This is a genomic window from Aliiroseovarius sp. B-4 (assembly GCF_056857795.1).
The window spans coordinates 205,293-225,376 of record NZ_JBSXNV010000035.1 but is presented as its reverse complement, the minus strand read 5'-3'; the positions used below and the strand labels follow the sequence as shown (position 1 = coordinate 225,376).

The window sequence follows — 20,084 nt, the reverse complement described above, 5'->3', positions numbered from 1 at the left end:
CTCATGAAACGCACGCTTGGCACCTGCTACTATCCCGAACACTGGCCCGCGGAAATGTGGGAGGACGACGCCCGGCGCATGGCCGGTGCGGGCCTGACATGGGTGCGCATCGGCGAGTTTTCGTGGTCGCGGCTGGAACCCACACCCGGGGATCTGCATTGGGATTGGCTGGACCGCGCGCTTGATGTGTTGGGCGCGGCCGGACTGCGCATCGTGCTGGGCACCCCCACCGCCACGCCGCCGCGCTGGATGGTCGACCGCCACCCCGACATGCTGGCCGTCGACGCCGATGGCCGCCCACGCAGGTTCGGGTCACGGCGGCATTACTGTTTCAGTCATCTCGGCTATCGCGATGAAAGCCGCAGGATTGCCCGCCTGATGGCCGACCGCTATGGACGCAATCCGCATGTCGCTGCGTGGCAAATCGACAATGAATATGGCTGTCACGACACCACGATTTCCTATTCCGACGCGGCTCGTGCCGGGTTTCGCGATTGGCTGGCGCAGCGATATCAGTCGGTTGACGCGCTGAACCGCGCATGGGGCAATGTGTTCTGGTCCATGGAATATGCCAGCTTCGACCAGATCGACCTGCCCAACCTGACCGTGACCGAACCCAACCCCGCCCATGTGATGGATTTCCGGCGCTATAGCTCTGACATGGTGGTTGCGTTCAATCGGGCGCAAGTGGATGAAATCAGGCCCCGCTCGGACGCGCCGATTTCGCATAACTACATGGGGCGGATCACCGATTTCGACCATTTCGTGGTCGGCGCGGATCTTGAGATCGCCACCTGGGACAGCTATCCCCTTGGCTTTCTGGAAGATCGCGTGGGGGCCTCCGCCACCCATCAACGCGCCTTTGCCCGGCAAGGCGACCCCGATTTTCAGGCGTTCCACCATGACCTTTACCGCGCGGTGGGGCGTGGACGCTGGTGGGTGATGGAGCAACAGCCGGGCCCGGTGAACTGGGCACCTTACAACCCTGCCCCCCTGCCTGGCATGGTGCGCCTGTGGACGTGGGAGGCCTTCGCCCACGGAGCCGAAGCCGTATGTTATTTCCGCTGGCGGCAGGCCCCGTTTGGGCAGGAACAGTTGCACGCGGGCCTGTTGCGTCCCGACAGTCAGGAGGCCCCCGGCCTAGCCGAAGCCCGGCAGGTCGCAGAAGAGCTTGATGACGCTTCAACCGTGCAGCCTTCGCAAGCGCCCGTTGCGCTGATCTTCGATTATCAGGCGGATTGGGCGTGGGCCACGCAGCCGCATGGGGTGGGGCTAAGCTATTTCGGGCTGGTGTTCGATCACTACCGCGCGCTCAGACGGGCGGGCCTGTCGGTGGATATTCTGTCCCCCGATACGCGCAACTTTGATGGCTATGCCCTGGTATTGGCCCCCGGCCTGATCCATCTGGATCCAGACCTCGCATCCGCCTTGTCAACAACCGACGCACAGGTCGTCTATGGTCCGCGCACGGCGGCACGCGATCAGTTTTTCAACATTCCAACCCCTTTGCCTCCGGCGATTTCGGGCTTGAGCTTTACTGTTTCACGCATTGAAAGCCTGCGGCCCGATATGCCCATCGGGCTGAGCGGTCGGGGTAGCGTCCAGCACTATTTCGAAGAAATCGAAGGCGATGCCGAGCGGCTTTTGATCACCGACACGGGGGGGGCCGTGGTGCTGGCTCGAGGGAGGCAGATCTATTGCGGCGGATGGCTGGACGATACGGGGCTGGACCGTCTGATCGCCCTGCTGGCCGAACGCACTGGGCTGGACATTCTATCTCTGCCCGAAGGGTTGCGTTGTCGCAAAACCGCGACCGAGGAGTTTTGGTTCAACCATACGACCAAAACCATCAACACTCCGCACGGGCCTCTGGGCCCGGCCGACGTGCTGCGACACGCGTTGTGATCGAGGCCCTGAACACGATAGATCGACACGGCGCGCCTGTTCACGCCGTCACCTTGCAATCGGACGGGTTGCGCACGCGCATACTGACCCTTGGTGCCAGCCTGCAAGACCTGCGGTTGGATGGTGTCCAGCATCCGTTGATCTTGGGCTATGACAATCCTGCCGATTACCTCGCCAACCCGGCCTATCTGGGCGCGGTGGTGGGGCGGGTGGCCAACCGCTTGTCAGCGGGCGCGATCACAATTGACGGGCGTCGCTTCGTGCTGGACCGCAACGAGGGCGACACGACCTGCCTGCACGGAGGGCGCGACGGGTTCAGTCACCAGAACTGGCAGATTATGGATCATTCGCAAGGCCACGTCACACTCAGCCATACCTCGCCCCATTTGCATATGGGGTTTCCGGGGCAGTTGACCGCCACTGCGGCCTATCGGCTGAGCGGCACAAGTCTGGCGCTGACCCTGACCGCAACCACGGATGCCCCGACCGTGTGCAGCCTGGCGCCGCATATCTATTTCAACCTCGACGGATCGCCTGACATCGGCCAGCACCGCCTGTCGGTCGCCACCAAACATGTGCTACCAGTAAAGAAGGGGTTGCCGATTGCAGGCCCCGTTCACGCGCAAACACTGGGGCTGGACCTCACCCGCGCTGCGACGATCCCCGAAGGTCTCGATCACCACTTCTGTCTCGGCGACGCCGCGCAACCGTTGCGCAGGGTGGCCGAGCTGTCCACCGACACCCTGTCGATGTCCGTCGACACCACCGAGCCAGGGGTGCAGGTCTATGACGGATCGGGCTTGAGCGTGACACAAGGTGGGCTGGAGGGGCGCAGCTATGGCAGGCGGGCTGGCATCGCGCTTGAACCGCATCGTTGGATCGACGCGCCGAACCAGCCGTGGCACAGACAAACCGGTTTACGCCCGGGCAAAACCTATCGGGCGCAATCGGTTTTCGGCTTCACGATGCGTTGAAACATCAGTTCAGTCGCTGCCCGCTGTCCGGTGCGAAATAGGACACTTTGCTCATGTCGATGGACAGGTTCAGCATCTCGCCCGGTGTCGCGACGGTTTCGGCGTGCAGACGTGCCGTAACCTGTTTGCCGCCCAGTTCCGACACGACGTAAGTGTCCGCCCCGGCGGGTTCGACCATGTCCACGAGGCACGTGGCGTCCTGCACATCCGCACCGGCACGAAACCCTGCCTCGGCGATGTCTTCGGGGCGCAGGCCCAGGATCACATCTTCAGGCAAAGCAGGCGCGTGCTTGTCCACAAGCACGAGGGGTTCGCCGATGCCGCGCGCAATCTCGATCTGCGCACCCGCGCCGCCTGCCCGCGCCTTGGCCGGGATCAGGTTCATCGCAGGCGAGCCCATGAAATCGGCCACAAACAGGTTCGCAGGCTTGTTGTAGATCTCGGCGGGCGATCCGATTTGCTGGATCACCCCGCCTTTCAGGACCACGATCTTGGTGGCCAGCGTCATCGCCTCGATCTGGTCATGGGTCACGTAAACCATCGTCGCGCCAAGGGTCTGATGAAGTTTTTTGATCTCGGACCGCATTTCGACCCGCAACTTGGCGTCGAGGTTCGACAGGGGTTCATCAAACAGGAACAGCTTGGGATCACGCACCAGCGCCCGGCCCATCGCGACACGCTGCCGCTGACCACCGGACAGCTGACCGGGACGGCGGTTCAGAAGCTGTTCGATTTGCAACTGACTGGCCACTTCGTTCAGCTTGCGCGTCTGGGTTGCCTGATCGACACCGCGCACCTTCATCCCAAAGGTGATGTTCTTGGCGACGCTCATGGTCGGGTAAAGCGCATAGGATTGGAACACCATCGCGATGTCGCGGTCCTTGGGACTGACATCAGTCATGTTTTTACCGCCTATCATCAGATCGCCGCCGGTGATCGGCTCAAGCCCCGCGATGCAGTTCAAAAGCGTGGATTTTCCGCAGCCCGAGGGGCCGACCAGCACAAGGAAGTCGCCGGATTCGATCGCGATGTTGATGTCCTTCAGGATCTCAACCGGACCATAGTTCTTATAGAGGTTCTTGATTTCAAGAATGGGTGCCATGGGTCTTATCCCTTTACAGAGCCCGCGGTCAGTCCGCGGATGAAGTATTTGCCAGCGACGATATAGACAAGCAGCGTCGGCGCAGCGGCGATGATCGCGGCGGCCATGTCGACATTGTATTCCTTAACGCCGGTGGTCGAATTCACGATGTTGTTCAGGGCCACGGTCACGGGTTGCGTGCCGGCCTGACTGAAGGACACCCCGAACAGGAAGTCGTTCCAGATCTGTGTGAACTGCCAGATGACGGTTACAACGATGATCGGCAGGCTAAGTGGCAGGAAGATCGACCAGAAGATGCGGAAGAACCCTGCTCCGTCCACCTTGGCCGCCTTTGTCAGTTCCGACGGGATCGAGACATAGTAGTTGCGGAAAAACAGCGTCGTGAAGCCGATTCCATAGATCACGTGGACAAATATCAGCCCCGGAATGGTGCCCGCGATCCCCATCAGCCCCAACAGACGCGCCATCGGCAGCAAGACCACCTGAAACGGGATGAAGCAGCCAAACAACATCAGCGCGAAGATGATGTTCGCGCCGGGAAACCGCCACTGTGCCACCACATAGCCATTGATCGCGCCGATGAAGGTCGAGATCGCGACGGCTGGCACAGCCAGCATCACCGAGTTCCAGAAATACGGGCGCAGCCCCTCGCACTGGATACCGGTGCAGGCACCGGACCACGCGGTTTTCCACGCGTCGAACGTGACTTCACGCGGCAGAGCCACAAGGCTTCCGGTGCGGATTTCTTCGAGGCTTTTCAGCGAGGTTGTGACCATCACGAAAAGCGGCATCAGATAGTAAAGCGCGAAAAGACCCAGCAGAGTGTAGAGCAACCAGCGCAAAACGATCTTTCCGAGCGCGCCGCTTTTCTTTGCGGAAGGATAGGCAAGATCAGTCATTTTTGGCTCGCAGTTCCGAATAGAGGTAAGGCACGACAATGGTGAACACGACCAACATCATGATCATGGCCGAACTTGCCGCCTGACCGATGTCACCGCGCGAAAACGCCATCGCATACATGTAGGTTGCGGGCAGATCCGTCGCATAGCCCGGACCGCCACCCGTCAACGCGATCACAAGGTCGAAGCTCTTGATCGCAAGGTGGGCAAGCACGATGAAAGCGGACATGAAGATCGGCCCCATCGACGGGATGATGATCGCCGAATAGATGCGCCATGTGGGGATGCCATCCACCTGCGCAGCCTTGATAATCTCTTCATCCACGGACCGGAGACCTGCCAGAAACAGGGCCATAACGAAGCCAGAGCTTTGCCAGACGGCAGCCAGCACAATTGTGTAAATCGCGTAGTCGGGATTGACCAACCAGTCGAACGAGAAGGTCTCAAACCCCCAACTTCGCACGGTCGCCTGAATACCCAAACCGGGGTTTAGAATCCATTTCCATGCGGTGCCGGTCACGATCATCGAAAGCGCCATGGGGTAAAGGTAGATGGTGCGGATCATGCCCTCGGTGCGGATTTTCTGATCCAGAAGAATGGCAAGAAGCAGCCCGAGAACCATGGCGATGATGATGAACAGGGCACCGAAAATGAACAGGTTGTTCATCGCCGTATCCCAGCGCGGCGAGGCAAACAGGCGTTCGTATTGTATGAAGCCGTCGATTTCGTATTTGGGCAGCAGACGCGAACGGGTCAACGAGACCCACGCCGTCCAGGCAATAAATCCATATACAAAAACGAGAACGGCGATGAAGGAAGGTGCCAGCACCATCTTGGGCAGGTGCGTTTCCAGCCATTTTGTCATCAGATCTATCCCCGGATGGCTTCGCCCCCTGCCCGGAAGTGGGAGGGGACGAAGTGGTCGGTTTTACATGCTGTTGGCGACAGCGTCGGCCAGCATCTGAACAGCGTCAGCAGACGACATGTCCGAGTTGAAATGCGCGGTCACAACGTCGGTGATCGCACCGGCCTGCGCACCGCGCAGCGCCATTCCGTGAGCATAGCTGGGCAGAAGCGAGCCATTGGCGGCGCTGGCGTTCATGTCCGCAGACGAGGTCAGCGCACAACTGTCGAATTCATCAAGCGCGACGTCAACACGGGCGGGGATCGACCCTTTGTTCAGGTTGAACACCTTCTGGAAGTTCTTCCCGACGATCAACTCAGCCAGCAGGTCTTGCCCGGCCTTCTTGTCGTCGCCATCCACCTTGAACATGGCAAAGCTGTCCACGTTGTAGAGAAAACCATCCCCTGGCGTGGATTGACACAGGAAGTCCTCGCCCGGCACTTTGCCAGCGGCAAGGAATTCGCCCTTGGCCCAGTCCCCCATGATCTGGAAGGCAGCTTCGCCATTCATGACCATCGCAGTGGCAAGGTTCCAGTCACGACCCGAGAAGTTCTCGTCCACATAGCCGCGCATTTTGCGCATCTGGTCAAACACGGCAATCATGCCATCCGACGTCAGGGTGTCGGTGTCCAGATCGACAAAAGCTTTCTTGAACCCGTCCGGGCCAAGAATGCCAAGCGCCACGGCTTCAAAGACCGTTGCGTCCTGCCAAGCCTGCCCGCCATGGGCCAGGGGGATGACACCGGCGGCCAACAGCTTGTCGGCGGCGGCGTTGAATTCGTCCCACGTGGTCGGCATGGCGATGCCGTTGGCATCCAACACATCCGCATTGGCCCAAATCCAGTCGATCCGGTGCACGTTGACCGGGGCTGCACACCATGTGCCTTCGCACTTCATGTGGTTCGCGATTGATTCAGGCAGCACATCTGCCCAGCCATTCGCATCAGCCACCGACGAAATATCGGCCAGCACGCCTTCTTCATACCATTCCTGGATGGCAGGGCCTTTCAACTGAACGGCGGTGGGTGCATTGCCTGACAATACGCGGGCACGAAGGGCTGTCATGGCAGCATCTCCACCACCACCAGCCACCGGCATGTCCGTCCAGGTGCCGCCTTTGGAAGCGAATTCTTCCTGCAGGACAGCAACGGCCTTGGCTTCGCCACCCGAAGTCCACCAGTGCAGCACTTCGGCTTGTGGTTCGGCTTGAGCCAAATTACTTGTCATGAAGGCAAATGCGGATACGGCCGCGAAAGCGGTTCTTTTCATCTTAAAATCCTCCCATTATCTGCCACCCTCCTCGGCGGCGATAACGACAGCATGCGCCCCAGAGCCGAGTCGCGGCAACGGTCAACCGCAGCCACATCCGCGCCGCAATGCAGTTTTTCCGCCGATCTGTTACAGCTTGTTACCTAATTCTTGATTCTGTTGCCGGTTGTTACAATGGCTGCACCAAGGGGCCGGTCCCGACCGGAGGGAGAGATTGACCAGTGACCATTCCACGTCTTCTTGTTGTCGACGACGATGCAGACATGCGATCCATGATGACTCAGTTCCTGCGGCAGCAAGGTTTCATCGCCCTGCCAGCCGCATCCGAAAAGGAAATCCGGGGTCATCTTGAAGCCGGACGGATTGATCTGATCCTTCTGGACGTCATGCTGGGTGATGAAAACGGGGTCGAGATTTGTGGCCGCTTGCGCAGCGAACAGGATGTTCCGATCATTCTGGTCTCGGCCCTGTCCGCCGATCATCAGCGCATGGCCGGCTACGAGGTTGGGGCGGATGATTACATCGCCAAACCGTTCAATCCGCAACTTCTGTTGGCGCGGGTGCGCGCCGTGCTGCTTCGCGCCCATCGCACGCCGTCGCTGGCCTATCGCCGTCGCGTGTCGGTCTTTCATTTCGGGGGGTGGATCTACGATGGCAAGCGCGACGAAGTGCTGTCGCCGGAAGGGTTTCAGGTCGCCTTGTCCCAACGCGAAACCGCGCTGTTGCAGGTGCTGCTCGCAAATCCCCATATACCCTTGACGCGCGAGGAAATCGCCGCGGCCCTGGACGTAACCGGCGACGGCAACCAACCCGAAGCCACCGGGCGCGCCATTGACGTTCTGGTCGGGCGGCTTCGGTCGAAGATCGAAAAAAACCCAAAGGACCCACTGATGCTGCGCACCGAACGAGGCACGGGCTATGTGTTCACGGTCGATGTGTCTGTGAAGGGCAATTGATGTCGCGCGGTCTTTCCTTGCGGCGTGTCGGCGGAGTGTGGGTTGCGTTGGCGTTTGTGGCCGGTATTGCTTCTGCCACTCTTTGGCTGGGATCGGTGCGCGCCTGGGATCGGCACCTGTCGCAAGCCTATGCGGCAGGGTTCACAGTTTATGAAGCGTTGCGGCTTGGCGTGCCACCGGGTGATCAGATCTCTATCGCGCCGTTGTCACGTGAGGACACTGCGACAGCCACGATGGGCGATTTCACACGGCTGCCCGACACGCCAAAGCCCGGCTACGTCACCAATATGTCGATCCTGACCAGACCCGCGTCACCGACGGATCGGGCGGTTCTGACCCTTGGGATTGTGTCCGATGAACTGGTCTATCCGATTTCGGATATCGTGGCGAGCAGCGACCCCATTCCGGCCGGACGTTTTGGTCAACTGACACGCCTTCTGGCCACCTATTGCAGCGAGCCGGTTATCTTTGCCCGCTTCGCCGACAAACCTTGGCAGCGTATTGATGGCACTGACATCTGGGGCTGCAACACGGCGCCGGCCGATCTGCGCGTGCCCGCCGCGATTGCTGCAATCATCGCCTTGGCAGCACTTCTGACCCATGTTGGCAACACCACGTCCAGCTTCGAAAACTTTGCGCAAGCCCTTCGTGTTCGCCGTCGTGTCGGTGGCCCCGAAAGCTATGACATCGAGGGGCCGACCGAACTGCGCAGTATAGTGGCCGCTGTGAACTCCTATCTGGAGGCCGAGCGCGCGCAGCTTGCCCAGCGCGCCATGGTCTTGTCGGGCGTCAGCCACGATCTGGGCACGCCTGCCACGCGGTTGCGGCTGCGCGCGGCGCTCATCCCTGACGCTGCCCTGCGCGGCAAGCTGGAAGCGGATATCGACCAGATGACGGGGATGATCGAAAGCGTCCTGACTTATACAAGGTCAGAAATCAACGCCGAGGAACCACGCCAGTTGTCTCTCACATCGCTAATCGAGGCGTTGGTGGCGGATTATCAAGACACGGGCAGCCCCGTCTCGATACGCCATCAGGATCCGGTGGTCATCGAAGGTGGCGCATCGGTATTTATGTCGCGTCGTGGTCACAGCCAGATGCCCGACGAACGTCGTGTGTTGGTGACGGCGCGCCCAATCTCGCTTCAGCGGGCGATTGCAAACCTTATCGACAATGCGTTGAAATACGGACGGCGTGCCCTGGTCGAGCTGCAAACAGATGCCGAGACGGCAACCATCATCGTTGAAGACGAAGGATCAGATTACTCGGTCGCGGATATTGAACGCATGATGGCTCCGTTCGAGCGCGGCGAAAACGCGGTTAACGTCGGAGGTTTCGGATTGGGGCTGACGATTGTCGCAACGGTCGCCAACCAACACGGTGGCACGCTGAGGTTCGAAACCGGGGCAAAAGGGCTGCGGGCGCTTTTTTCCATCCAACGAACCTGATCGAGGTGTAGGGGTCGCCCGACACCAGTGGAGCCGGACAACCCAATCACGTATCAGTGGCGCACCACATAGACGGAGCAATCCGAGTGGCGCACCACGCGGGCCGCGTTCGGGCCAAGAAGGTAGTCCTTCAGATCGGGACGGTGGGCACCGATCACGATCAGGTCGGCAGCGCCCAATTCGGCGGCGCGCAGAACTTCTTCATATACCGTTCCAACCGCCACGACATGGCGCACTCTGGCATCCTGTTCCGCACCCAGCGTCGCTTTGGTCAGCTCTTTCAGAAGCTCAATGGCCCTTTCTTTTGCAGGCTCAACCTGATGGTCCTGAAAGTAAGCCCCCACGACCGACATACCAAAATCGGGCACCACGGTGATGACGTCCAGTTGCGCCCCTTCCACCTCGGCCAGTTTGGATGCAGTGGTCAGCACCTCTTTTTCTTCATCAGGTCGGTTGATGTCCACGGCACAAAGAATTGTCTTGATCATGCCAGTTCTCCTTGCGGTGTTTCATCTTCGGCCCGACGTGATTGCAGGAAGGCCACAAGGGCCAGCAGCAGCAGCGCCGGAATGAAGATCAGCTCTTTCGGAAGTTGGTTGGACGGCGCTTGAACCGCCGCGATTTGCACAGGTTCATCGCCATAGAAGTCAAACGATGCGAGCTTTTCGGACAGGAAGGTGCCGAACATCGGCTCGTCCAGCTTGATCGTATCGCCCTCCGGGACCAGCACTAAGCCAAGCCCGTCCAACCGCGCCTGAGCGTCAGCCTCGTCCGGCACATCAAACACGACGGTCAGGTCTTTGCTGTCCAACGTGTCGAAGTCCGGGCCACGGATCACCGCACGCAGTTGATCACCCGGCGACGCATCTTCCAGTGCTGTTGCGAACTGTGCGGGCGGAATTTCCTCAAAAGGCGGCTGGATCTGGTTCATGAAGAAACCTGGCCGGAACAGCGCGAAGGCCACCACCAATAGCGCCACGGTCTCCCAGATGCGCGACTTGGTCAGGAACCAGCCCATCGTGCCTGCCGTAAAGACGAGGATACCGATGGTCGAGACAATGAAGACGATAATGCCCTGCGTTATCGTCACGTCGATCAGCAGAAGGTCGGTGTTGAAGATGAACACAAACGGCAGGGCCACCGTCCGAAGGCTATAGAAAAACGCGGTGAAGCCGGTGCGGATCGCGTCACCTCCCGACACCGCCGCTGCCGCGAAACTCGCCAGCCCCACAGGTGGCGTCACATCCGCCATGATCCCGAAGTAGAACACGAAGAGGTGCACTGCGATCAGTGGCACGACCAGCCCGGACTGCGCGCCCAATTCGACCACGACCGACACCATCAACGAGGACACGACGATATAATTCGCCGTCGTCGGCAAGCCCATCCCAAGGATCAGCGACAGGATCGCCACGAAGACCAGCATCAGGATCAGGTTGCCGCCCGACAGGAACTCGACAAAATCTGCCATCACCTGACCAATCCCGGTCAGTGACACGGTGCCCACAATGATACCCGCCGTGGCCGTGGCCAGACCAATGCCGATCATGTTGCGCGCACCGTCGATCATGCCTTCGATCAGGTCTTTCACCCCTTCGCGCAAACGCGCCACCACATCGCTTTCGCCTCGGAACATGGCTTTCAGCGATTTCTGTGTCAGCAGAATGCCGAACAGCAGGAAGGTGGCCCAGAAGGCCGACAGGCCGGGCGATTTCCGCTCGATCATCAGGAAATAGACCAGAACGATGATCGGCAGCATGTAGTAAAGGCCCGACTTGTAGATCTTTGCCACGTCCGGCAGTTCGACAACCGCTGCATTTGGGTCATCCAGCTCAAGATCCGGGACCTTTGAGGCAAGATAGATCAGCGCAATATAGATCGCGAAAAGCAGGATCGACAAAACCCAACCTGACCCCGACGGGAACAGCGATGTGATCCAACCCACCGGATATTGGGTTGCATAGCAAAGGATGGCAAAGCCCGCGAAGAAGGCGAACATGCCGCCGATGGTTTTGCCCATCGACACCACCCGGTCGCCAATGGTCGGCATCTTGGTTTTCACCGCCTCAAGATGGACGATGTAAACCAGTGCGATGTAGGAAATGACAGCAGGCAGGAAGGCGTGTGTGATCACCTCGACATATGAAATGCCGACATATTCCACCATCAGGAAGGCCGCAGCCCCCATGACGGGCGGCATGATTTGTCCGTTGACGGACGAGGCAACCTCGACCGCGCCTGCCTTCTCAGCCGAGAAGCCCACACGCTTCATCAGCGGGATGGTGAACGTGCCGGTGGTCACGACGTTGGCAATCGACGAGCCGGAAATAAGACCGGTCGCGGCCGAACCGACAACAGCGGCTTTTGCAGGCCCGCCGCGCAGGTGGCCCAGTGCGCCGAACGCCATCTTGATGAAGTAGTTCCCCGCCCCTGCCCGGTCGAGCAACGCACCAAACAGGACAAACAGGAACACGAACTTGGTGGACACGCCCAGCGCGATGCCAAAGACACCTTCGGATGTGATCCACATATGGCTCATCGCTTTACGCAAGCTCGCGCCTGCCCAGCGGATCTGGTCGGGCACAACCTCGGACGAGCCAAAGAAGACATAGAAAAGGAAAACGACAGCCAACGCGACCATGACAGGGCCGAGGGTCCGATAGGCGGCAAGGAACAGGAAACCCAGCGCGATCAATGAAATCATCGCATCGGTATCGTCCGCCAGACCGCCATTGCCGACGATCTTCTCATAGAAAAAATATCCATACATGGCGAGGATCGCGCCGCCGACGCCAAGAATCCAGTCGTACCAAGGGATGTAATCGCGTGGACTGGACTTGAACAAAGGGTAAGCCATGGCAGCCAGAAAGATCGCGAAGGCCAAGTGTATCTGACGCGCGTTGTTGATCAGATCTCCGGGCAACACATAGGGCGCCACGGGCGAGGCCAGAAGCACCTGAAAAATCGACCAGATCAGCGCCACCACGGCAATCATCAAGCCAACCGGTCCATGCGGGCTGCGGGCGCCGGTATCGCTGGCCGCAACCAGCTCCTGTAACTCTTCTTCGCTGAGTGCGCGTTCTTCCTTCGTGGACATCTGTCCCTCCCTTGGCTGCACGGGGTTTCTGGCGGCAGCCCACACTGGTTCCGTTCTTCGTCACATGCCCGATCTTTGCGCCGGGTCAGGATTTTGGAGGCAGCGCACCACCCCCAAAAGATTTGTCCAGATCAGGTTACTCGATCAGACCTTTTTCCTTGTAATACTTCGCAGCGCCCGGATGCAGAGGGGCCGACAGACCAGCAGTTGCCATCTCTTTCGGGTCAAGATTGGCGAAGGCGGGGTGCAGCCCTTTGAAATCCTCGAAGTTTTCAAAGACCGACGACACCACAGCATAGACCGCATCTTCCGACACTTGGTCCGAACTGACGAAAGTCGCGCCGACGCCGAAGGTCTTGGTGTCCTCATCATTGCCGCGATACATACCGCCCGGAATGGTGGCGGTCCGATAGAACGAGTTGTCTTCAACCAGCTTGTCCACAACATCACCCGCCACCTCGACCAACACGGAATCACAGGCGGTGGTGGCTTCCTGGATTGATCCCGAAGGGTGGCCGACGGTGTAGACCATGGCGTCAATCTGGTTGTCGCACAGCGCCGCCGATTGCTCGGACGCTTTCAATTCGGTCGCCAGGGCGAAGTCGCCGGTGGTCCAGCCCATGGCTTCCAGCAACACTTCCATCGTGCCACGCTGGCCGGAACCTGGGTTGCCGATATTGACGCGTTTGCCCTTCAGATCCTCAAAGGTCTTGATACCTGAATCCGCGCGCGCAACGACGGTAAAGGGTTCCGGGTGAACCGAGAATACAGCGCGCAGCCCTTCGAACGGGCCAGCTTCTTCAAATTGCGATGTGCCGTTATAGGCATGGTACTGCCAGTCGGACTGGGCAACACCAAATTCCAGTTCGCCTTCGCGGATGGTGTTGATGTTGTAGACAGAACCGCCCGTCGACTCGACCGAGCAGCGCACGCCGTGTTCCTTGCGTCCCTTGTTCACCAAGCGGCAAATCGCGCCACCTGTCGGGTAATACACGCCCGTCACACCACCGGTGCCGATCGTAATGAACTCCTCGGCCATCGCGGCCGGGGCCATCATCGCGCTTGCCGCGAACCCCACGAATGCCATTTTGAAGTTGTTCAACATCACTATACTCCCTTGTGTTGATGTTCTGTTGTTACTCGGACCACACTTCGGCCAATTGCCGACTGCGCAGTTCGACTTCTGCAATACGCTCTTGTGCCGCGGCACCCGAGCGTCCGACAACCATTCCGATGATCGTTTCGATCAGGAACAAGGTCGTCACGTAGGATGAATAAAAATTTGCGCTATCCGCCGCCACCACAAAGCTGATCGACGCGTATTCCAGCGCCGGACAAGCATGGGTATCTGTGATGACTATCACGAAAACGCCCAGTTGATGAGCCAGTTTTGCAGACTTGATGACGTTCGAGGCAAAGGGCGGTTTTGTGACAATCAACAGCGCGTCACGCTCGTCCAACCCGGACAAGGCCCCGCCCAATGACGTCCCCATGCGATTCGCCAGGCGCCAGTTATCTGTGCAGAAATTCGCCATATAGGACATATATTCCACGATCCCCGTCGATCCCAACGCACCAAGCAACAACACCTTGCGTGCATTGACCAACACCTCGACGCAGGTTTCAAGGTCTTTGTCATCCAGCGATGCCAGCGCGTTGCTGAGATTGGATTGGCAGGCGGCGAAATGGATGTCGATGAATCGGTTCTGGCCATCATCATGCTGCTTTTGAAGCTGCTCGGCCCGTTGCGCGAAATTGTTGACGCGGCGGTCGATCTTGTCGCGCATTTCTTCGCGAAGCTCTTCGAAATCTTCGTAATCCAACGCTTTGGCCAAACGTGAGAACGCAGCAGGCGACACACCACTGTTACGCGACACGGTGCGCAAGGGCCGCGTCACGGCATCCAGTGGGTTGGCCACAAGAAAATCCGCAGCGTTGCGCAACGCATCACTGAGATCGGCATACGCCAACGCGAGCCTCTTTTCGAAGCGCTTCTCCAAATTGCCCCCCTGATTGGACAAATATAGTGTTCTCTTTGTTTCACACATTGTCAAATGGCGTCTTTTTTGTTTCAATAGCATCGAATTTCAGAGGATGCCATGTCACACGTATTTCCCCGTCACACCAAGATCATCCCACCCGTCGCTATGAAGGGGGAAGGTATCTATATATTTGATTCCAATGGAAATAAATACCTTGATGGATCGGGCGGGGCAGCCGTGTCCTGCCTTGGCCACTCGGACCCTGACGTGATCGCGGCGATCAAGAAACAGGTCGATCAGCTGGCCTTTGCGCATACCGGCTTCCTGTCATCCGAGCCCGCAGAATCACTCGCTGACCGGCTCATCGCCCATGCTCCGGAGGGGATCGAACGGGTTTATTTTGTGTCCGGCGGGTCGGAAGCGGTGGAAAGCGCCCTGAAACTGGCGCGCCAATACATGATCGAAACCGGGCAGCCGCAGCGCACCAGGTTCATCTCGCGCAGGCAAAGCTATCACGGCAACACGCTGGGCGCGCTTGGCACCGGGGGCAATGAATGGCGGCGTGAACCCTTTGCGCCGGTGATGGTTTCCGCCTCGCATATCTCGCCCTGTTACGAATACCGACTGCGCCGGGACGACGAGACGCAGGAAGACTACGGCCTGCGCGCCGCCAATGAACTTGAGGCGGAATTGCTGCGACAAGGGCCGGAAAACGTCATCGGGTTCATCGCTGAACCCGTTGTGGGCGCGACCGCCGGCGCGGTGCCCGCCGTGCCGGGCTATTTCAAACGCATTCGCGAAATTTGCGATCAATACGGTATTCTGCTGATCCTTGACGAAGTCATGTGCGGCATGGGGCGCACAGGCACTCTGTTCGCCTGCGAACAGGACGGCATTTCGCCGGACATGATCACCATCGCCAAGGGATTGGGCGCAGGCTATCAGCCCATCGGAGCGATGCTGTGTTCAGGTAAAATTTACAAAGCGATCGAGAATGGAAGCGGGTTTTTCCAGCACGGCCACACCTATGTCGGCCACCCGACGGCCTGCGCCGCCGCCGATGCGGTGGTGAAAAAGCTGACGGATGGCGGCTTGGCAGCCCGATCTGCGCAGATGGGTGAGAAGCTGATGACCGCACTGACCGATGCGTTCGGCCAGCATCCCCAGATCGGCGACATTCGCGGACGCGGGATGTTTCGCGGGCTTGAGATCGTCGAGGACCGCGAGACCAAAGCCCCCTTCGCCCCCGAGAAAGGCATCGCCGCAAAACTCAAGAAGCACGCTTTTGCCAATGGGCTGATCTGTTACCCGATGGGCGGCACGATCGACGGTCGTCAAGGCGATCATGTAATGTTGGCCCCGCCCTTTATCATCACCGATGACCAGATTGACGAACTTGTGGCCAAGCTGTCCAAATCCATTGCCGAGGTTATATGACCCGCCTTCCGAAACTGATGGTGGCCCCAAACGGCGCGCGCCTGACCAAGGCCGATCATCCCGCCCTGCCGATAACCCTGTCCGAAATCGTCACCACCGCACGCGACTGTCATGCGGCCGGGGCCGATGGTCTGCACCTGCATCTGCGCGACGCAGAAGGCGGGCACCTGCTTGACGCAGGGGCGTATCGCGAGGCGGTTCAGGAATTGACCACTCAGGTGCCCGATATGGCGATCCAGATCACCACAGAGGCGGTCGGAAAATATGACCCGCCCCACCAGCGTGAGATCGCCCTGCAATCGAGCGCATCCATGGTATCCGCGTCGATCCGCGAACTGTGCCGCGACCCGGAGGGTGTCACCCGTGCGTTTTACACCGACTGTGCGGAGCAAGACATTGCGATCCAACATATCCTCTACGACCGCGCGGACGGGGAGCTTTTGATACGCACCCTGCCCGATCCCGTGCTGAACGCGCCCGATCTGCAACTGCTGTTCGTTCTGGGCCGCTATGCGGCGGATCAGAACTCGGACCCCCACGATCTGGACGATTTTCTTGACTGGATGGGCACGCATGACCTGTCAGCCGACTGGGCGGTCTGTGCCTTTGGCCAAAATGAAACGGCGTCTCTGGTTTATGCCGCCCAGCGCGGCGGGAAGTGCCGCGTCGGGTTTGAGAATGCGCGCGTTCATGCAGATGGGCGTGTGGCAAATGACAATGCTGAACGTGTAAGAGCCGTTCGCGAGGCGATCCAGCGCGCCTAACCTTGCCGCAACACGCGAAGGTGTTTGCGGTCACATTCCCGGATAGCCAAAGCCCGGATTTTATCGCATTGTGTCGCAACAAGACTGCATGCAACTGGGAGGAAATCATGCGCAAACTACTTGGCAGAACCGCGTTTGCCGCCGTCTCGCTGGCCTTTGCCACCGAAGCCATGGCGACCGAATGGAACGTGTCCCTATGGGGCAAACGTCGCGCTTTCACCGAACATGTCGAAAAGCTGGCCGAGCTGGTCAGCGAGAAGACCAATGGTGAGTTTACCCTGAACATCAGCTATGGCGGCTTATCGAAAAACACCGAAAACCTTGATGGCATTGCAATCGGCGCGTTCGAAATGGCGCAGTTCTGCGCGGGTTATCACCGCGACAAGAACCCGTCGATTACGGTGCTGGAATTGCCGTTCCTTGGTGTCACGTCGCTGGAACAGGAAATCGCGCTGTCCAAGGCGGTGTATCAGCACCCAGCCACGCAAGAAGACCTGGCGCGGTGGGATGCGACGCTTCTGATGCCGTCGCCCTTGCCGCAATACAACCTTGTCGGTGTCGGCGATGCCCCGACCACTCTGGCTGACTTTGAAGGCTTGAGCGTGCGTGCCACGGGCGGAATTGGTGCCGCGATGGAAACTATCGGCGCGGTGCCGACCTCGATGTCCGCGACCGAAGTGCGGCAAGCCATGGACAGCGGCATCGTGAAGGCCGTGTCCTTTGCGCCCCATGCCCACATGTCGTTCGGCACGATCGAGAATGGCAAGTGGTGGACCACCAACCTGAACCCCGGCACCGTCAACTGCCCGGTCGTGGTGAACACGCCCGCATTGGAAAGTCTGCCCGAAGCCCATCGCGAGGCACTGCTTGGTTCGGTGGACGAGGCACTCGCCTATTATGTCGACTATTACAACAACCAGACAATGGCGGCCTGGGGTCCGGCACTGGAAGAGCGTGGGATTGAGCAAGTGACCTTCTCGGACGAAGAGATTGCTGCCTTCAAAGAGGCTGCCGCAGCGCCTGCTGCCGCAGCGTGGATCGAGGAAAACACCGCTCGCGGCTTACCCGCGCAAGAGCTGTATGACCTTGTCACCGGCATGATTGCTGGCGAAAGCTAAATCAACGCGCCCTGCATCCGTCTTGATGGGTGCAGGGCAACGACCGGTCATTTCATCCCAGTCACAAAGAGGTTTTCATGGCAGGTTCATCGCTTGTGCTGTCAGACGACAGCTCACTCAGCAAAATTGACCAACGGCTGTATCGGTTGGAATCTGCACTGGCGCTGGTCAGCGGGCTTGCGGTGTTTTCGCTGATGATCCTGGCGGTCGCATCAGTCAGCGGCCGTAACTTTTTCCAACAACCATTGCCGGGCTATGTGGACTGGATCGAACAGGCCATGCCCCTGATCGCGTTCATGGGGGTCGCTTATGCGCAGCGCGATGGCGGACATATCCGAATGGATATGCTGGTCGGCAAACTGCGCGGTCGTGCGCTGTATCTGGTCGAGATCATCACCACCTTGGCGATCCTGATCTTCATGATACTGATCGTCTGGGGCAGTTGGGCGCATTTCGCCCGCAGCTTCGATTTCGCAGCCCCGATGTGGAGCCGCGACAGCTCGATGGACATTGCCTTGCCGCTATGGCCTGCCAAACTTCTGGCACCGGTGGCATTCAGCGTCTTGTGCATACGGCTGATGGTGCAAATCTATGCCTATGGTCGGGCCTTCGTGCGCAACGACCCTTCTCCGGTCGCCGTGCCGCTGGTGGCTGATGCCGCCACCCAGGCGGCCCTCGAAGCCCAGCATGTCTCGGGCCGTGACGACGGGACGGTGTAATCATGGACCCGATTGAGATTGGTCTGATCGTATCTGGTGGCATGCTCGTTCTGGTAGTGTTCGGCATGCGGGTTGCGTTTGCTGCCGGGCTGGCCGGGCTGGTCGGGCTTATCTGGATCTTCTGGGCCAAGTTCGGCTATGACCCTGCGCGTTTCGGCAAAGCGCTGACCGTTGCCGTAAAAACCGCAGGACAGGTGCCGCATTCGAAAGTGTCGTCCCAGGCGCTGAGCCTGATCCCCACATTTATCCTGATCGGATACCTTGCCTATTACGCAGGGCTAACCAGAGCCTTGTTCGAGGCCGCAAAACGCTGGCTGGCCTGGGTGCCCGGCGGGTTGGCGGTATCGACGGTGTTTGCAACGGCAGGGTTCGCCGCGGTGTCTGGCGCGTCGGTCGCCACATCCGCGGTCTTTGCTCGCATCGCCATCCCGGAAATGCTGGCCATTGGCTATGACAAACGATTCGCCGCAGGTGTTGTGGCGGCGGGCGGCACGCTGGCATCCCTGATCCCGCCGTCTGCGATCCTTGTCATTTATGCCATCATTGTTGAACAGGATGTGGGCAAGCTTTTGCTCGCAGGCTTCATCCCCGGTGCGTTTTCAGCCGTGATCTATGGCCTTCTGATCATTGGCATGGCGATGACCATCAAGGGCTTCGGCCCGCCCGTCACCGGCTTTACGTGGAAGCAGCGCTTCGCCTCGCTGCCCCCGGCCCTGCCCATCGTATTCGTCGTCGTCACGATCATCTTCTTTGTCTATAACCCATTCGGAGGCGACGCATGGGGCACCCCGACTGAAGGCGGGGCAATCGGGGCGTTCGTGGTGTTTTTGATGGCGCTCTATCGCGGGATGCGATGGGCCGAGTTGAAAGACGCACTGCTGGAAACGGCGAAACTGTCGGTGATGATCTTCACGATCATCTGGGGCGTGCTGATCTATGTCCGCTTTCTGGGCTTCGCGGGTCTTCCCTCGGCGTTCTCGGATTGGATCACCTCGCTGACCCTGTCGCCGATGTTGATCCTGATCTGCATCCTGCTGGCCTATGCGGTGCTGGGCATGTTCATGGATGCCATCGGGATGCTGCTTTTGACCCTGCCGGTGGTTTATCCCGCCGTCATGGCCCTGAACGGAGGCGAGGCCGTGTCCGCCGCCGACAGCGCGTTTGGAATGTCCGGGCCGATGTGCGCGATCTGGTTCGGCATCCTCGTGGTTAAAATGGCCGAGTTTTGCCTGATCACACCACCCATCGGTCTGAATTGCTTTGTCGTTGCGGGCGTGCGCGATGATCTGAGCGTGCAGGATGTATTCAAAGGCGTCACCCCCTTCTTCATTGCCGATGCGTTCACCATCGCTTTGCTGGTGGCCTTTCCAATGATCGTCCTTTGGCTGCCCAGTCAGGTCTAGCCGCGCAATGGGCATTCACTCGTTAACTTACCGTCACGGCAGCCGTTCATATTGACTGCACAGCCCGATAGTATTGATCACTTTCTATCACATGTGGCTGGTAAATG

Annotated in this window: 17 protein-coding genes; 9 read left to right on the top strand and 8 right to left on the bottom strand. The window is 59.2% G+C overall.

All coding sequences use genetic code 11. The annotated features are described in order from the left end of the window. The first annotated feature begins 3 nt into the window (after positions 1 to 3). The gene (locus AC13C8_RS08975; protein ID WP_482847083.1) at positions 4 to 1,905 is read left to right on the top strand and encodes a beta-galactosidase; all 1,902 of its coding nucleotides are present in this window, start codon (positions 4 to 6) and stop codon (positions 1,903 to 1,905) included. Further along, the gene (locus tag AC13C8_RS08970) at positions 1,902 to 2,879 is read left to right on the top strand and encodes an aldose epimerase family protein (protein WP_482847082.1); all 978 of its coding nucleotides are present in this window, start codon (positions 1,902 to 1,904) and stop codon (positions 2,877 to 2,879) included. Before AC13C8_RS08975 ends, AC13C8_RS08970 begins: the two co-directional genes overlap by 4 nt. A gap of 4 nt (positions 2,880 to 2,883) precedes the next feature. On the opposite strand, the gene AC13C8_RS08965 is transcribed toward AC13C8_RS08970, so the two are convergent. The 4 genes from AC13C8_RS08965 to AC13C8_RS08950 all read right to left on the bottom strand — a co-directional run bounded on the left by AC13C8_RS08965 (position 2,884) and on the right by AC13C8_RS08950 (position 7,053). Next, positions 2,884 to 3,981 (bottom strand): ABC transporter ATP-binding protein, encoded by a 1,098-nt coding sequence (locus tag AC13C8_RS08965; RefSeq protein WP_482847081.1) that lies wholly within the window; start codon positions 3,979 to 3,981, stop codon positions 2,884 to 2,886. A gap of 5 nt (positions 3,982 to 3,986) precedes the next feature. Further along, positions 3,987 to 4,880: a carbohydrate ABC transporter permease gene (locus tag AC13C8_RS08960; RefSeq protein WP_091428747.1), complete on the bottom strand. Its 894-nt coding sequence runs from the start codon at positions 4,878 to 4,880 to the stop codon at positions 3,987 to 3,989. After that, on the bottom strand, positions 4,873 to 5,745 hold the full coding sequence (locus AC13C8_RS08955) for a carbohydrate ABC transporter permease (protein ID WP_091428745.1): 873 nt from the start codon (positions 5,743 to 5,745) through the stop codon (positions 4,873 to 4,875). The genes AC13C8_RS08960 and AC13C8_RS08955 overlap by 8 nt, the downstream gene beginning before the upstream one ends. Positions 5,746 to 5,808: 63 nt before the next feature. Continuing rightward, on the bottom strand, positions 5,809 to 7,053 hold the full coding sequence (locus AC13C8_RS08950) for an ABC transporter substrate-binding protein (RefSeq protein ID WP_482847080.1): 1,245 nt from the start codon (positions 7,051 to 7,053) through the stop codon (positions 5,809 to 5,811). Positions 7,054 to 7,274: 221 nt separating this feature from the next. Here AC13C8_RS08950 and AC13C8_RS08945 point away from each other — a divergent pair, with 221 nt between their 5' ends. After that, positions 7,275 to 8,009, top strand: a complete 735-nt coding sequence (locus AC13C8_RS08945; RefSeq protein WP_091428742.1) for a response regulator transcription factor — start codon at positions 7,275 to 7,277, stop codon at positions 8,007 to 8,009. Next, positions 8,009 to 9,457: a sensor histidine kinase gene (locus AC13C8_RS08940; protein WP_482847079.1), complete on the top strand. Its 1,449-nt coding sequence runs from the start codon at positions 8,009 to 8,011 to the stop codon at positions 9,455 to 9,457. The genes AC13C8_RS08945 and AC13C8_RS08940 overlap by 1 nt, the downstream gene beginning before the upstream one ends. A gap of 53 nt (positions 9,458 to 9,510) precedes the next feature. Here AC13C8_RS08940 and AC13C8_RS08935 read toward each other — a convergent pair whose 3' ends face one another. The 4 genes from AC13C8_RS08935 to AC13C8_RS08920 form a co-directional block, all read right to left on the bottom strand. After that, a complete protein-coding gene (locus AC13C8_RS08935; protein ID WP_091428738.1) occupies positions 9,511 to 9,945 on the bottom strand; it encodes a universal stress protein in 435 nt (144 codons plus the stop codon). Beyond that, on the bottom strand, positions 9,942 to 12,554 hold the full coding sequence (locus tag AC13C8_RS08930) for a TRAP transporter permease (protein ID WP_482847078.1): 2,613 nt from the start codon (positions 12,552 to 12,554) through the stop codon (positions 9,942 to 9,944). The genes AC13C8_RS08935 and AC13C8_RS08930 overlap by 4 nt, the downstream gene beginning before the upstream one ends. 136 nt (positions 12,555 to 12,690) lie before the next feature. Further along, on the bottom strand, positions 12,691 to 13,659 hold the full coding sequence (locus AC13C8_RS08925; RefSeq protein WP_482847077.1) for a TAXI family TRAP transporter solute-binding subunit: 969 nt from the start codon (positions 13,657 to 13,659) through the stop codon (positions 12,691 to 12,693). Positions 13,660 to 13,690: 31 nt separating this feature from the next. Continuing rightward, a complete protein-coding gene (locus AC13C8_RS08920; protein ID WP_482847076.1) occupies positions 13,691 to 14,554 on the bottom strand; it encodes a MurR/RpiR family transcriptional regulator in 864 nt (287 codons plus the stop codon). Between the two features lie 99 nt (positions 14,555 to 14,653). On the opposite strand from AC13C8_RS08920, the gene AC13C8_RS08915 reads away from it, so the two are divergent. The 5 genes from AC13C8_RS08915 to AC13C8_RS08895 all read left to right on the top strand — a co-directional run bounded on the left by AC13C8_RS08915 (position 14,654) and on the right by AC13C8_RS08895 (position 19,977). Further along, the gene (locus AC13C8_RS08915) at positions 14,654 to 15,973 is read left to right on the top strand and encodes an aspartate aminotransferase family protein (protein ID WP_482847075.1); all 1,320 of its coding nucleotides are present in this window, start codon (positions 14,654 to 14,656) and stop codon (positions 15,971 to 15,973) included. Further along, entirely contained in the window at positions 15,970 to 16,737 is a 768-nt protein-coding gene (locus tag AC13C8_RS08910) for a 3-keto-5-aminohexanoate cleavage protein (protein ID WP_091428731.1), read from the top strand. Before AC13C8_RS08915 ends, AC13C8_RS08910 begins: the two co-directional genes overlap by 4 nt. Before the next feature lie 107 nt (positions 16,738 to 16,844). Further along, the gene (gene dctP / locus AC13C8_RS08905; protein ID WP_091432028.1) at positions 16,845 to 17,855 is read left to right on the top strand and encodes a TRAP transporter substrate-binding protein DctP; all 1,011 of its coding nucleotides are present in this window, start codon (positions 16,845 to 16,847) and stop codon (positions 17,853 to 17,855) included. A 77-nt stretch (positions 17,856 to 17,932) separates the two neighbouring features. Then, a complete protein-coding gene (locus AC13C8_RS08900) occupies positions 17,933 to 18,574 on the top strand; it encodes a TRAP transporter small permease subunit (protein WP_091428729.1) in 642 nt (213 codons plus the stop codon). Between the two features lie 2 nt (positions 18,575 to 18,576). After that, a complete protein-coding gene (locus tag AC13C8_RS08895) occupies positions 18,577 to 19,977 on the top strand; it encodes a TRAP transporter large permease (RefSeq protein WP_091428727.1) in 1,401 nt (466 codons plus the stop codon). The last annotated feature ends 107 nt before the right edge of the window (positions 19,978 to 20,084 follow it).

What these genes read in the sequence shown, in the direction of transcription:
- AC13C8_RS08940 (WP_482847079.1), top strand. Translation starts at nt 8,009, where the DNA reads ATGTCGCGCGGTCTTTCCTTGCGGCGTGTCGGCGGAGTGTGGGTTGCG.
- AC13C8_RS08955 (WP_091428745.1), bottom strand. Translation starts at nt 5,745, where the DNA reads ATGACAAAATGGCTGGAAACGCACCTGCCCAAGATGGTGCTGGCACCT.
- AC13C8_RS08960 (WP_091428747.1), bottom strand. Translation starts at nt 4,880, where the DNA reads ATGACTGATCTTGCCTATCCTTCCGCAAAGAAAAGCGGCGCGCTCGGA.
- AC13C8_RS08915 (WP_482847075.1), top strand. Translation starts at nt 14,654, where the DNA reads ATGTCACACGTATTTCCCCGTCACACCAAGATCATCCCACCCGTCGCT.
- AC13C8_RS08930 (WP_482847078.1), bottom strand. Translation starts at nt 12,554, where the DNA reads ATGTCCACGAAGGAAGAACGCGCACTCAGCGAAGAAGAGTTACAGGAG.
- AC13C8_RS08975 (WP_482847083.1), top strand. Translation starts at nt 4, where the DNA reads ATGAAACGCACGCTTGGCACCTGCTACTATCCCGAACACTGGCCCGCG.
- AC13C8_RS08895 (WP_091428727.1), top strand. Translation starts at nt 18,577, where the DNA reads ATGGACCCGATTGAGATTGGTCTGATCGTATCTGGTGGCATGCTCGTT.
- dctP (WP_091432028.1), top strand. Translation starts at nt 16,845, where the DNA reads ATGCGCAAACTACTTGGCAGAACCGCGTTTGCCGCCGTCTCGCTGGCC.
- AC13C8_RS08925 (WP_482847077.1), bottom strand. Translation starts at nt 13,659, where the DNA reads ATGTTGAACAACTTCAAAATGGCATTCGTGGGGTTCGCGGCAAGCGCG.
- AC13C8_RS08900 (WP_091428729.1), top strand. Translation starts at nt 17,933, where the DNA reads ATGGCAGGTTCATCGCTTGTGCTGTCAGACGACAGCTCACTCAGCAAA.
- AC13C8_RS08965 (WP_482847081.1), bottom strand. Translation starts at nt 3,981, where the DNA reads ATGGCACCCATTCTTGAAATCAAGAACCTCTATAAGAACTATGGTCCG.
- AC13C8_RS08935 (WP_091428738.1), bottom strand. Translation starts at nt 9,945, where the DNA reads ATGATCAAGACAATTCTTTGTGCCGTGGACATCAACCGACCTGATGAA.
- AC13C8_RS08910 (WP_091428731.1), top strand. Translation starts at nt 15,970, where the DNA reads ATGACCCGCCTTCCGAAACTGATGGTGGCCCCAAACGGCGCGCGCCTG.
- AC13C8_RS08950 (WP_482847080.1), bottom strand. Translation starts at nt 7,053, where the DNA reads ATGAAAAGAACCGCTTTCGCGGCCGTATCCGCATTTGCCTTCATGACA.